The 11,964-nt window shown below is 73.0% G+C and carries 13 protein-coding genes; 7 read left to right on the top strand and 6 right to left on the bottom strand.

What is annotated here, in order from left to right:
- Positions 1-330 precede the first annotated feature (330 nt).
- Together RNL97_RS09560 and RNL97_RS09565 are read left to right on the top strand one after the other, a co-directional pair.
- Complete coding sequence (locus tag RNL97_RS09560) at positions 331-1,233, top strand: SGNH/GDSL hydrolase family protein (RefSeq protein ID WP_030577691.1); 903 nt, start codon at positions 331-333, stop codon at positions 1,231-1,233.
- Between the two features lie 5 nt (positions 1,234-1,238).
- The gene (locus RNL97_RS09565) at positions 1,239-2,258 is read left to right on the top strand and encodes an aldose epimerase family protein (protein WP_030577688.1); all 1,020 of its coding nucleotides are present in this window, start codon (positions 1,239-1,241) and stop codon (positions 2,256-2,258) included.
- Positions 2,259-2,282: 24 nt separating this feature from the next.
- On the opposite strand, the gene RNL97_RS09570 is transcribed toward RNL97_RS09565, so the two are convergent.
- From RNL97_RS09570 to RNL97_RS09585, 4 genes are all read right to left on the bottom strand, one after another.
- On the bottom strand, positions 2,283-2,891 hold the full coding sequence (locus RNL97_RS09570; RefSeq protein WP_030577685.1) for a LysE family translocator: 609 nt from the start codon (positions 2,889-2,891) through the stop codon (positions 2,283-2,285).
- Positions 2,888-3,697, bottom strand: coding sequence for an EI24 domain-containing protein (locus RNL97_RS09575; RefSeq protein ID WP_030577682.1), 810 nt, complete (start codon positions 3,695-3,697; stop codon positions 2,888-2,890). The genes RNL97_RS09570 and RNL97_RS09575 overlap by 4 nt, the downstream gene beginning before the upstream one ends.
- A gap of 82 nt (positions 3,698-3,779) precedes the next feature.
- Entirely contained in the window at positions 3,780-4,208 is a 429-nt protein-coding gene (locus RNL97_RS09580) for an organic hydroperoxide resistance protein (RefSeq protein ID WP_006124225.1), read from the bottom strand.
- 100 nt (positions 4,209-4,308) lie between these two features.
- On the bottom strand, positions 4,309-5,328 hold the full coding sequence (locus RNL97_RS09585; protein WP_243313972.1) for an NADP-dependent oxidoreductase: 1,020 nt from the start codon (positions 5,326-5,328) through the stop codon (positions 4,309-4,311).
- 134 nt (positions 5,329-5,462) lie between these two features.
- Here RNL97_RS09585 and RNL97_RS09590 point away from each other — a divergent pair, with 134 nt between their 5' ends.
- Positions 5,463-5,894: a MarR family winged helix-turn-helix transcriptional regulator gene (locus RNL97_RS09590; RefSeq protein WP_030577677.1), complete on the top strand. Its 432-nt coding sequence runs from the start codon at positions 5,463-5,465 to the stop codon at positions 5,892-5,894.
- 18 nt (positions 5,895-5,912) lie between these two features.
- Here the strand turns inward: RNL97_RS09590 and RNL97_RS09595 are convergent, their stop codons facing one another.
- Positions 5,913-6,695, bottom strand: a complete 783-nt coding sequence (locus tag RNL97_RS09595) for an SCO2400 family protein (RefSeq protein ID WP_313750576.1) — start codon at positions 6,693-6,695, stop codon at positions 5,913-5,915.
- A gap of 124 nt (positions 6,696-6,819) precedes the next feature.
- Here RNL97_RS09595 and RNL97_RS09600 point away from each other — a divergent pair, with 124 nt between their 5' ends.
- The 3 genes from RNL97_RS09600 (at position 6,820) to RNL97_RS09610 (ending at position 10,116) form a co-directional block, all read left to right on the top strand.
- Positions 6,820-7,389 carry a hypothetical protein gene (locus RNL97_RS09600; protein WP_313750577.1) on the top strand — a complete coding sequence of 190 codons (570 nt, stop codon included), beginning with the start codon at positions 6,820-6,822 and terminating at the stop codon, positions 7,387-7,389.
- 133 nt (positions 7,390-7,522) lie between these two features.
- Positions 7,523-8,560, top strand: a complete 1,038-nt coding sequence (mreB, locus tag RNL97_RS09605; RefSeq protein WP_030577671.1) for a rod shape-determining protein — start codon at positions 7,523-7,525, stop codon at positions 8,558-8,560.
- Positions 8,561-8,586: 26 nt separating this feature from the next.
- Positions 8,587-10,116 (top strand): sensor histidine kinase, encoded by a 1,530-nt coding sequence (locus tag RNL97_RS09610; protein ID WP_398866332.1) that lies wholly within the window; start codon positions 8,587-8,589, stop codon positions 10,114-10,116.
- 22 nt (positions 10,117-10,138) lie between these two features.
- Here RNL97_RS09610 and RNL97_RS09615 read toward each other — a convergent pair whose 3' ends face one another.
- Positions 10,139-10,570 carry an Lrp/AsnC family transcriptional regulator gene (locus RNL97_RS09615; RefSeq protein ID WP_030577666.1) on the bottom strand — a complete coding sequence of 144 codons (432 nt, stop codon included), beginning with the start codon at positions 10,568-10,570 and terminating at the stop codon, positions 10,139-10,141.
- 118 nt (positions 10,571-10,688) lie between these two features.
- Here RNL97_RS09615 and RNL97_RS09620 point away from each other — a divergent pair, with 118 nt between their 5' ends.
- On the top strand, positions 10,689-11,912 hold the full coding sequence (locus tag RNL97_RS09620) for a nitrate/nitrite transporter (protein WP_313750578.1): 1,224 nt from the start codon (positions 10,689-10,691) through the stop codon (positions 11,910-11,912).
- Positions 11,913-11,964: the final 52 nt, after the last annotated feature.

Here is an 11,964-nt window from a genome sequence, read left to right on the forward strand (position 1 = left end):
AGAGCCCGAGGTTGTCATCAGTAAACAGCATCGGGAGTTAATCTCCTGAAAAGGGACAGTATGTGACCTGACGTAATGTACCGGAGCCGTCCGTGTGTGCGCGGCCGGGCGGAACGCCACTGGTTCGACGGGGAAAAGCTACCGTGCGCCGGGGCCGTCCGTGTGACGTACCGTCGGTCTCAGGCCCCTGATTCGCCGGGTTTCACCCGGCAGGGCGCGCACGGCCCCGACCTGGGGATCCTGTGTTTGCCGGGGGCATGTCCAGAGGCATACGCCACAGGGTGACCGGAGGGGATCCGACCGATGCCGGAGCGTGCGACACGCCCACGGATGCGTACCGCTGCCGCCGCGTTGACGGCGCTCTCCTTCGTCGGCGCCGCCGCGCTGGCCGGATGCTCCGGCGGCGGCCCGGAGGGCGGCGTGTCGCACGACGCGCCGGCCGCCTCGCGCAGCGCCTCGCCGCCCCCCTCCCCCACCCCGGACTGGAACCCCCGGCCCCGGTCGATCGCGGCGGTCGGGGACTCGATCACCCGGGGCTTCGACGCGTGCTCGGTGCTGGCCGACTGCCCCGAGGTGTCGTGGGCGACCGGCACGGACGACACGGTGCGCAGTCTCGCGGTCCGGCTCCTCGGCCCGTCGGAGGCGGCGGACCGCAGCTGGAACCACGCGGTGTCGGGGTCGCGGATGGTGCAGTTGCCCGAGCAGATGGCACGGGCGGCGAAGGAGCGGCCGGAGCTGGTGACGGTGATGACGGGCGCGAACGACGCATGCCGGGACTCGGTGCGGCTGATGACGCCGGTGGCGGACTTCCGGGCGTCCTTCGAGGCGTCGATGCGGCAGCTGCGGGCCGGGGCGCCGAAGGCGCAGGTGTACGTCTCCAGCGTGCCGGACCTGAAACGGCTCTGGTCGACGGGGCGGGTGAACGAGCTGGGCAAGAAGATCTGGGACCTCGGGATCTGTCAGTCGATGCTGGCCGACGCGGACGACCTCGGGCCCGCCGCCGTGGCCCGGCGGGACGCGGTGCAGGACCGGGTGGTGGCCTTCAACGAGGTGCTGCGGGACGTGTGTGCGAAGGACCGCCACTGCCGCTACGACGGCGGGGCGGTGTTCGACTTCCGGTTCACCGGGGCGCAGCTCAGCCCGTGGGACTGGTTCCACCCGAGCCGCGACGGCCAGGCCAGGCTGGCGGAGATCGCCTACCGCAACGTCACGGCCGCACAGCCGCCCGCGTAGGGTCGATGACCATGACCAGCGGCGCGGACACGGACACGGCGGTACAGGCGGAAGACTTCGGCGCGCTGGCGGACGGGACGCCCGTTCGCCGGTGGACGCTGGAGCGGGACGGGGTCCGGGTGCGGATCCTGACGTACGGCGCGATCGTGCAGTCGGTTCGGGCGCCGGGCCGGGACGGCTCCCGGGCTCCGGTGGCGCTGGGGCTGCCGGACGTCGCGGGTTACGAGGAGTTCCCCGGCCCGTACTTCGGCGCGGTGGTCGGGCGGTACGCGAACCGGATCGGGGGCGCGTCGTTCGTGCTGGACGGGCGTACGCACCGGCTGACGGCCAACGAGGGCGACACCCATCTGCACGGTGGGGCCAGGGGCTTCGACAAGCGGGTGTGGGACGCGGTGGCGGTGCCGGGCGGGGTGCGGATGTCCCTGGTCTCGGCGGACGGGGACGAGGGGTATCCGGGGCGGCTCGACTTCTCGGTGACGTACACCCTGGGTACCGGCGGGGCGCTGGTGCTCGACTACCGGGCGGTGACCGACGCGCCGACGGTGCTGAACCCGACCAGCCATCTGTACTGGAACCTGGCGGGTGCGGACGGCGGGAGCGCGCTGGGGCAGCAACTGCGGATCGCGGCGGGGCACTTCACCCCGGTGGACGGGGCGTCGGTGCCGACCGGCGAGCTGCTGCCGGTGGCCGGGACCCGGTTCGACTTCCGGGAGACGCGGGCGGTGGGCGCGGGGTACGACCAGAACCTGGTGCTTCAGGAGGGGGCCCGGGGTGCGGACGCCGTCGCCGCCGAGCTGTACGACGCCTGGTCCGGGCGGGTGCTGACGGTGCGGACCACCGAGCCGGGGCTCCAGCTGTACACGGCCGACCACTTCGACGGGCGGCCGTTCGGGCCGTGCGCCGGGATCGCGCTGGAGACCCAGCACTTCCCGGACTCGCCGAACCGGCCGGAGTTCCCCTCGACGGTCCTCCGGCCGGGCGAGGGGTTCGCCTCGCGCACCGAGTACGCGTTCTCGGTGCGCTGAGGCGCTCCGGTCCGGGCGCTCCGCTCAGCGGGCCAGGCCCAGGGTGACGCCGAGGCCGACCAGGACCGAGCCGATCGAGCGGTTCAGGGCCTTCTGACGGCGCAGCATCGCGCCGCGCAGCCGGGAGTGCGAGAAGAACAGCGCGACCAGGGCGAACCAGCCGAGGTGGGCGGCGGACATGAACAGCCCGTACCCCGCCTGCTGCCAGAGCGCCGTGTCGGGGCCGACGACCTGGGTGAAGGTCGCGACGACGAACAGGGTCGTCTTCGGGTTGAGCGCGTTGGTCAGGAAGCCGCTGCGCAGCGCACCGAACGGGGAGAGCCCGGGCCGGTCCGACAGATCGACGTCGAGGTCGGCGCGGGCCAGGAAGGTGCGCACCCCGATGTAGATCAGATAGGCGGCTCCGGCCAGCTTGACCGCGGTGAACAGGGCGGTCGAGGAGGCGATGAGCAGCCCGACGCCGAGCATCGTGTACGTGACGTGGACCAGGACGCCCGCGGCGACCCCGGCGGCCGCGAGGACGCCGGTGGTGCGCCCGTACAGATAGCTGTTGCGGACGACCATGGCGAAGTCGGCGCCCGGGGAGACGACCGCGAGGACGGTGATGGCGGCGACCGCCAGCAGCTCGGTCACGCGGACCACGCCCGGGGGGGCGGAGCGTCACCGCTGCCGGCGGCGCCGGGCCCGTTGGCCGGGGCCGGGTCCGGGTCGACCAGGTCGCGGGCGAGCAGGGTGGCCCCGGCGACGGCGCCCGGCATCAGGAACACCGCGACGAACGGGATCAGGAAGGACAGGACCAGCGGGACGCCGAAGCCGAGCACCAGCAGCCGGCGGCCGCGGAGCAGGGCGAGGCGGTCCTTGAGGACCATGCCCCGGCGCTGGAGGGCGACGGCGGTCAGCTCCTCGGCCAGGAAGTAGCCGGAGACGCAGAAGCCGATCGCGGGGACCGCGGTCTGCCCGACGACAGGGATGAATCCGCAGGCGAAGAGGATGATCCCGTACAGGGCGACGCGCAGCAGGATGCGTACGGAGTCGCGGGCGGAGATCCACAGTTCCTGCCAGAGCGTCAGTCCGGACTCGGGGACCCCGCCGCCCTCGCTGCGGTCGACCTCCTCGGAGAGCGACTCGTAGAAGGGCTGGCCGACCAGGAGGGTCACGGCGGTGAAGGTGATGACCGCGAGGAACAGGCCGAAGACGAAGACGAGCGCCGTCAGCCCGGTGCGCAGCAGTCCCTGCCAGGGTGAGGACCAGTCGTCGGCGAACGGGGTCGCCCAGCCGACGAGGTCGTCGGCCCCGTAGCCGAGTCCGATCAGCGCTCCGGCGTAGACGACGAGGGTGACGAGTCCGGGCAGCAGCCCGAAGCCGAACCATCGTCCGTGTCGGGCAACCCAGCGCTGCCCCTTCATCAAGTAACCGAAACCCGCCCCGAGATCACTCATGGGCGTCAGCGTACGGCGTGCGGGACAGCCGTGAGGACCGCACCCCTGGGAGGGGTGCGGTCCTCACGAGGAGCCTTGGCCGTCAGGCGACCGAGAGCTCGACCTTGATGTTGCCGCGGGTGGCGTTCGAGTACGGGCAGACCTGGTGGGCCTTCTCGATGAGCGCCTGCGCGGTGGCGGCGTCGACGTTCGGGATGGAGGCGCTGATCGCGACCTCCAGGCCGAAGCCGCCGGCCTCGGTCTTGCCGATGGAGACCGAGGCGGTCACGGTCGAGCCGGAGATGTCGGCCTTCTCCTGGCGGGCGACGACGCCCAGCGCGCCCTGGAAGCAGGCGCTGTAGCCCGCCGCGAAGAGCTGCTCGGGGTTGGTGCCCGCGCCGCTGCCGCCCATGGCCTTCGGCGGGTTCACGACGACGTCGAGCTGACCGTCGTCGGAGGAGACCCGGCCGTCGCGGCCGTTCTCGGCGGTGGCGACGGCGGTGTAGGCGACGTCGATCTTCTGGATGGTCATGATGTGACGATTCCTCCGGTTGGTGCGCCGCGACTCGCGCCCACGATCGCGACGGCCTGCGGATGAGCCTAACGCGTGGCCGGTGGGGGGAGGCGGTGGGTCAGACCAGGGAGACGACCATCTTGCCGGTGTTCTCGCCGCGCAGCAGGCCGACGAAGGCCTCGTAGCCGTTCTCGATGCCCTCGACCTTGGTCTCCTGGTACTTCAGCTCGCCCGAGGCCAGCCAGTCGGCGACCTCCTGGACGAACTGCTCCTGGAGGTGGGCGTGGTCGCCGACGAGCATGCCCTGGAGGCGCAGCCGCTTGCCGATGATGAGCGCCATGTTGCTCGGGCCGGGGGTCGGCTCGGTGGCGTTGTACTGGGCGATCATGCCGCAGATGGTGGCGCGGCCGTGCACGTTGAGCGAGGAGATCGCGGCTTCGAGGTGCTCGCCGCCGACATTGTCGAAGTAGACGTCGATGCCGTCGGGGGCGGCCGCCTTGAGCTGGTCGCGGACCGGCCCGTTCTTGTAGTTGAACGCGGCGTCGAAGCCGTACTCCTCGACGAGGAGCTTGACCTTCTCGTCGGAGCCCGCGGAACCGATGACCCGGGAGGCGCCCTTGAGCTTCGCCAGCTGGCCGACCTGGCTGCCGACCGCCCCGGCCGCGCCGGAGACGAAGACCGCGTCGCCCTCCTTGAAGGAGGCGACCTCGAACAGGCCCGCGTAGGCGGTGAGTCCGGGCATGCCGAGCACGCCGAGGTAGGCGGAGAGCGGGGCGATGTCGGGGTCGACCTTCACCGCGTGCTTGGCGGGCAGGTCGGCGATCTCGCGCCAGCCGAGACCGTGCAGGACGTGGTCGCCGACGGCGAAGCCCTCGGCGTTCGAGGCGATGACCTCGCCGACCGCGCCGCCGTCCATGGGGTGGTCGAGCTTGAAGGGCGGGGTGTAGGACTTCACGTCGTTCATCCGGCCGCGCATGTACGGGTCGACCGAGAAGTACTTGTTGCGGACGAGGATGCGGCCTTCGGCCGGAGCGGACACCGCGGCCTCACGCAGGGCGAAGTCCTCGGCCCTGGGCCAGCCGTGCGGGCGGGCGACGAGGTGCCATTCGCGGCTGGACGTGGGAAGTGCTGCAGACATGGGCTCGGGTTCTCCTCAATGTCCTACGGGGGGGGGTGAGCCTCCGCGCCGTACGGCACGAAAAGCTTCATTACATGAAACAACCATGCTCCTGAATATTTCATGATGTCAAGTAAATCGGTACGCTGTCGTCCATGGCCACTCGTACAGACACCCTGACCCTTGAGGTCGTCGAGCTCATCGGCACCGTCGTGGCGCGCTACCACGAGGAGTACGACCGGGCCGCGGCCGAGCACTCCCTCACGGGTGCGCAGGCACGGGTGCTCGGGCTGCTCTCGCTGGAGCCCCTGCCGATGCGGAAGATCGCCGTCAGGCTGAAGTGCGAGCCGTCGAACGTCACCGGGATCATCGACCGGCTGGAGGCCCGGGGACTGGTCGAGCGCCGGCCCGATCCGGCCGACCGGCGGGTGAAGCTGGCCGCCGCGACGGAGAAGGGCCGGCGCACGGCCCGTGAGCTGCGGGACGCGCTGGACTTCGCCCGGGAGCCGCTCGCCGGGCTGTCGGATGCCGAGCGCACGGTCCTGCGGGACCTGCTGCGCCGGATGCTCGGCGAGGAGACCCCCTGAGGCCCGTCGTCACACTGCCTACGAGCACCACCAGAGAAAGCGGGTGCAGGTCGGGGACGGGGTCGGGCTGGGCGTCGGCTCCGCCGGGGGCGGCGGGGGTGCGGGCGCGGTCGTCGTCGGCTCCTGCGGGTCGCCCGGGCCCGACGGGTCGGCGGTCGGGCTGCCCGGGGCGTCGGACGGGTCCGCCTCGTCGGGGTCGGGGGAGGCGGTGGGCTCGTCCGGGGCGGAGGCGTCGGGGCTCGGCGAGCCGGACGGGTCCGGGCTCCCGCTGCGGGCCTCCGCCGGTTCCGCGTCCGCGCCGGGGCCCGTGGTCGCCCCGGCCCGGGAGCCGACGGGGCCGGGGTCGCGGGGTGCGTCGGCGGAGGTCTCCGCGGGCGCGGGCTCGGCCGGGTCGCCCGGCGCGTCGCTGACGAAGTCGGCCGCGGCGTCGTCCCGCCCGGGCTCCAGGGCCAGTTCCGCGAGGCTCAGGGCGCCCGCCGCGAGGAGCAGCCCGAGGGCCCCGAGGAGCACGGTCCGGCCGCGCCTGCGGTGGCTGCCGCGGGCCCGCCGCCGGGAGCCGGGGCGAGGCTCGCCCGCGGCCTCGCGGCGGGACTTCCGCCCGGGCTCGCGCCGGGCGTCCCGCCGGGTGCGGCGGGGGGCGTCGGTCTCGTCGGCGGGGGCGGCCGTCCCGTACGGCTCGTCGGGGGCGGGGCCGGCGGCCGCGGGCATCGCATAAGGGCCCAGCGCCTCGGCGGGCGTACCGCACCCGGCGCAGGCCAGGGCTCCGTTGAGATGCCGTCGGCACGGGTGGCAGTAATCCATGGCGCCCGCAGGTTAGGCGCGCGCGGAACAACCGGGGAAGCCGCCCAGGTGAGGATTGTGTGAGGAAGGTCGAATTCCGGGGACAGCCGGTCCGATACGCCTGACACGCGGGAGGATGGGCGGCATGAGCACTCCCGCCCCCTTCGGCCCGCTCCAGTTCCAGCTGGTCCTGCTGCGCCGGATGGCCGACTTCCAGCCCGGCCTGGTCGAGGACGCCCGGCACGAACTGAGCGCCTCCCCCGCCGACATGCGGGAGGCCAACCGCCGCTGGCAGGCCATGGTGCGGGCGCCCCGGGGACGCGGATCGCTGCGGCGCTACCGCTCGGCCCTCGGCGAACCGGAGCTGATCCTGCCGCGCCGGATCGGCGACCTGGAGTGCGAGGCGCTGCTGTGGCCGGTGCCGCTCTGGCCCGCCCTGCGGTTCGAGGTGACGGCCGGGCCGGGCGGCGCCGTCTGGAACGAGTGGCTGGTCCGGGCCCCGGGAGCGGCGGGCCCGGAGCTCACCTCCGTAACGGATCTGCTCCCCTGGTCGTGCACCGTGGACGAGGCGGCCCGCGCCTTTCCCCCGGCCCGGCCGATGGAGGGCAGCGCCCCGACCCGGTGGTCGCTGGCCGTCACGGACCCCGAGTCCGGCCGGGAGCGGGTCGCCGAGTTCACCTGGGGCCTGTTCCAGCGGCTGCTGCCGGACTCGTGAGCTGAGGAGCCGTCAGCTTCCGCTCCCCTTACGGCGCATCTCAACGCGCGCGACGGGCCGGACGGCGCGACCATGCAAGGAGGGACCGGCCGCCCGCCGGTGCCCCTCCATCCGCGCGCTCGGGAGAACCGCCGTGACCGTCAGCCTTGAGCAGTTGCAGCGTTGCCATGTCGCCGTCGACCTCGGGGCCGCGAGGACCCGGGTGTACGTGAAGGGGCTCGGGCTCGTCGTCGACGAACCGAGCGTCGCCGCCGTCAACACCCGTACCGGCTCCCTCATCGCCGTCGGCGCGCTCGCCGAGCAGATGACCGGCCGCACCCCGGAGTACATCCGGGTGGTCCGCCCGGTCTCCGGCGGGACCGTCGTCGACATCGAGATGGCCCAGCGGATGCTGCGCCATCTGCTGGGCGACAAGCTCCGCCGCCAGTTGCGCCGCAAGCCCCGGCTGCGCGCCGCCGCCTGCACCCCGCACGAGGCCGATCCGCTGGCCCAGCGGGCGACGGTGGAGACCCTGGTCGGGCTCGGCGCCCGCCGCGTCGAGCTGGTGGACACGCTGATCGCGGCGGCCGTGGGCTGCGGGCTGCCGGTCGAGCAGCCGACCGCCACCATGATCATGGCGTGCGGGGCCGCCACCACTCAGATCGCGGTGCTCTCCCTCGGCTCGATCGTGACCGCCGTACGGCTCCCGGTGGGCGGCAACGCGATCGACGAGGCGGTCATCCAGTACCTGCGCCAGCACCACGAGCTGCTGCTGCCGAGCCAGTCGGTGCGCCCGCTCCAGCTGGCGCTTCACGGCAACGGGCTCCAGCTGACCGGTCCCGCCCTCACCGACATCCACGGCCGCGACGTGGCGACCGGTCTGGCCCGCACGGTGCAGGTCGACACCGCCGCCGTCCGCCAGGCCATCAACACCCCGCTCACCGCGGTGCTCGACGGGGTGGGCAAGGTGCTCCGCGACTGCCCGCCGGACCTGGTGGCCGACCTCGCCGACCGCGGGATCATGATGGTCGGCGGCAGCGCGCTGCTCCCCGGCCTCGACCAGATGCTGCGGGACGCGACCGGGATGCCGGTGCACATCGCCGAACGCCCCGACGTCTGCTCGGTACTCGGCCTGGGCGCGATGCTGGAGGGAAAGATCCAGCCGATGGTCCTCAATCCGCTGGCGGGGTGAGCGCGTCGGCGCGGACGCCCGGGACCATGGAGCCGGGACCGGCCGGGAGCGGGCCGGGCAGCACCGGGGCCCAGCCGGAACCGGCTGAGGCCGATGCCGCCGTCGGGCGGCTGCCGATGCTTCTGGAGGCGGTCCTCAACGTCGGCAGCGATCTGGACCTGGGCTCCACCCTCCAGCAGATCGTGGAGACCGCGACGGCTCTCACCGGGGCCCGCCACGGTGCGCTCGCGGTGCTGGAACCCGACCGGGACCGGATCGACGCCCTGTACACCACCGGAACGGCGGAGGCGGAGGCGGAGGCGGAGGCGAGCTTCCTCCGGGCGCCCATCGTGGTGCACACCGAGGTCTTCGGTCACCTCTGCCTCGGCGGAAAGCGGCCGGGGCCGTTCACCGACACGGACCTGGGCCTGCTGCGGGCCCTGGCCGCCCAGGCGGGCATCGCGATCGGCAACGCCCGGCTGTACGGGACGGCCCGGCAGCGCGAGCGCTGGATCGCGGGCGCGGCGGCCGTCACCACGGCCCTGCTGACCGGCACCGACGCGGCCGACGCGCTGATGACGGTGGCCGAGCAGGCCCGGGTGCTGGCGGGCGCGTCGGCCGGGGTGATCCTCCAGCCGACGGAGGAGGGCGGGATGGAGATCGTCACCGCTTCGACGCCGGACGATCCGGCGGGCATCGTCGGCACGGTGATCGAGCCCGGCTCCCCGGTGCTCGTGCAGTTGCTCGGCGGGGAACCGGTCTTCATCGACGACTCGGCCGCCGATCCCCGGATGACCACCGGCGTACGCTCCCGCTTCGGGCCGAGCATGATGCTGCCGCTGCAGAGCGGCGGGCGGCTCATCGGCACCCTCGCCCTGCCCCGGCGGCGTGGCGAGCGCCCCTACACGGAGCTGGACCGGTTGCTGGCGACCCAGTTCGCCTCACAGGCGGCCCTCGCCCTGGTGCTGGCGGACGCGCAGGCCGACCGGGAGCAGCTCGCGGTGTACGAGGACCGCGACCGGATCGCCCGTGACCTGCACGATCTGGTGGTCCAGCGGCTCTTCGCCACCGAGATGATGCTGGAGTCGACCCGGCGGCGGGCCGCGTCGGAGGAGAGCCCGGGCGCCCGGGGCCGCGGGGAGGCGGAGGAGCAGGCGGAGGCCGGCGTGCTGCTGGGGCGGGCCGTGGACGAGCTGGATTCCACCATCCAGGAGGTCCGCACCGCCATCTTCGCGCTCCAGCAGCCGCCCGCCGCCGCCCCGAGCACCTTCCGGGGCCGGGTGCTGCGGGAGACCGGGGGTGCGGCGGCCCTGCTGGGCTTCCCGCCGTCCGTGCAGTTCACCGGGGCCGTGGACGCGCTGGTGGGCGAGGAGACGGGCCGGGAACTGCTGGCCGCCCTGCGCGGGGCGCTGGCCGCCGCGCACCGCAGGCCCGGAGTCTCGGCCATCGAGGTCGAGGTGGACGCCACGGTCCGGCTGCCGGACGGGCGGAGCGGGGTGCGGCTGGTGGTCGCGGACGACGGGCGTGGCGAGGACGGCGGCCGACCGACGACCGTGACCTGGCAGGCCCCGATCTGATCCCGGGCCCGGCGGGGCGGACTCAGTGCTTCGGGGCCGCCCGCAGCGCGATCCGGGTGTTCGAGTGGGCGACGCCCGCCTCCCGTTTCAGCCGGCGCAGCAGGCTGTCCAGCGCCCCCGGGTCGGCGGCGGTGGCCCGCAGGAGGTAGTCGTGGCCGCCGGTCACATGCACCACCTCCGTGATTCCCGGCAGCATCAGCACCGAGCGTTCGAACTCCTCGTTCGTCGTGTCGAGGCGCAACGTCACATCGATGAAGACGACCAGGCCCGAACGGGTGTCGGCGGCCGGGTCGACGATGACGGTGAAGCCCCGGATGACCCCGTCGCGGCGCATCCGGCGGACCCGGTCGCCCGCCGCGTTGGCGCTGAGACCCACGCGTACGCCCAGATCCCGGTACGAGATCCGGGCGTCCTCCTGGAGAATGCCGAGGATTTCCCTGTCCAGCCGATCCATATGGCAATTGTCCCAGTTTGTGACGATATTGGCTGAGGGAGCCCGGGGGCGGACCGCTGTCGCCCGGTCGGCGCAGTCCCACGGGCCGTGCGATCGCCCGCCCCCTTGACTTGCTCGTGTGGACACCTCCGTCAAGCAGTCCCCCGAGCCGCCCGCACCGGCGGCAGCGGCGCCGTCCCCGGCCGCGTACCGCAATCTCGTCCTGGCGACGGCCGGCTTCGCGCTGACCTTCTGGGCGTGGAATCTGATCGCGCCGATGTCCGGGGACTACAAGGACCGGCTGGGCCTCAGCTCGTTCCAGCAGTCGTTCCTGGTGGCGGTGCCGGTGCTGGTCGGGTCGCTCGGCCGGATCCCGGTGGGGGCGCTGACGGACAAGTACGGCGCGAAGCTGATGTTCCCGCTGGTCTCCGCTCTGACGATCGTGCCGGTGCTGCTGCTGATCCCGGCGAAGAACTCGTACGCGGCGATGATCGCGGTCGGCTTCCTGCTGGGGCTCGGCGGGACGACGTTCGCGATCGGCGTTCCGCTGGTCAACGCGTGGTTCCCGCCGCGCAAACGGGGCTTCGCGCTGGGCGTGTTCGGCATGGGCATGGGCGGGGTGGCGCTGTCGGGGTACTTCACCCCCCGGATCGCCGAGCACGGTGACGATCTGCCGTTCCTCGTGGTCGCGGGGGCGCTGGTGGTGTTCGCGCTGCTCGCCGCCGTCCTGATCAGCGACCACTCCGACCGCAGGATCCCCACGGACACCCTGGCGCACCGGCTCGCCGAGGCCGGGAAGCTGCGGGTGACCTGGGAGCTGTCGGCGCTGTACGCGATCGGCTTCGGCGGCATCGTGGCGTTCGGGGTCTATCTGCCGACGTATCTGAAGACCTGGTACGAGATGTCGCCGACCGAGGCGGGCACCAAGGCGGCCGGGTTCGCCCTGGTCACGGTGGTCTTCCGGCCGGTCGGTGGCTGGCTCTCGGACCGGGTCCACCCGGCGGTGGTGACCTCGTCGGCGCTGCTGCTGGCCGCGCTGATGGCGATCGTGCAGGCCTTCGAGCCGCCGCTGGACCCGGTCGGTACGATCGCGCTGCTGGCCATGGCGGCCGGGCTCGGCACCGCGAGCGGCAGTGTGTTCGCCCTGGTCTCGCAGGTGACGCCACAGCCGAAGGTGGGCAGTGTGACGGGCATCGTCGGGGCGATGGGCGGGCTCGGCGGGTTCGTGCCGCCGCTGGTGATGGGCGCGATCTACAGCGCCAAGGACAGCTACGCGATCGGTTTCATGCTGCTGTCCGATCTGGCGCTGGCGGGGTGTGTGTACGCGTACGGGCGGATGCGGACCGTCCAGCGCGACGAGTGATCCTCGGCCGGGCGTGAGAACGGCCGCGTTCCCGCCGGAACGCGGCCGTTCG

This window comes from Streptomyces parvus (genome assembly GCF_032121415.1).
Lineage (GTDB): Bacteria > Actinomycetota > Actinomycetes > Streptomycetales > Streptomycetaceae > Streptomyces > Streptomyces globisporus_A.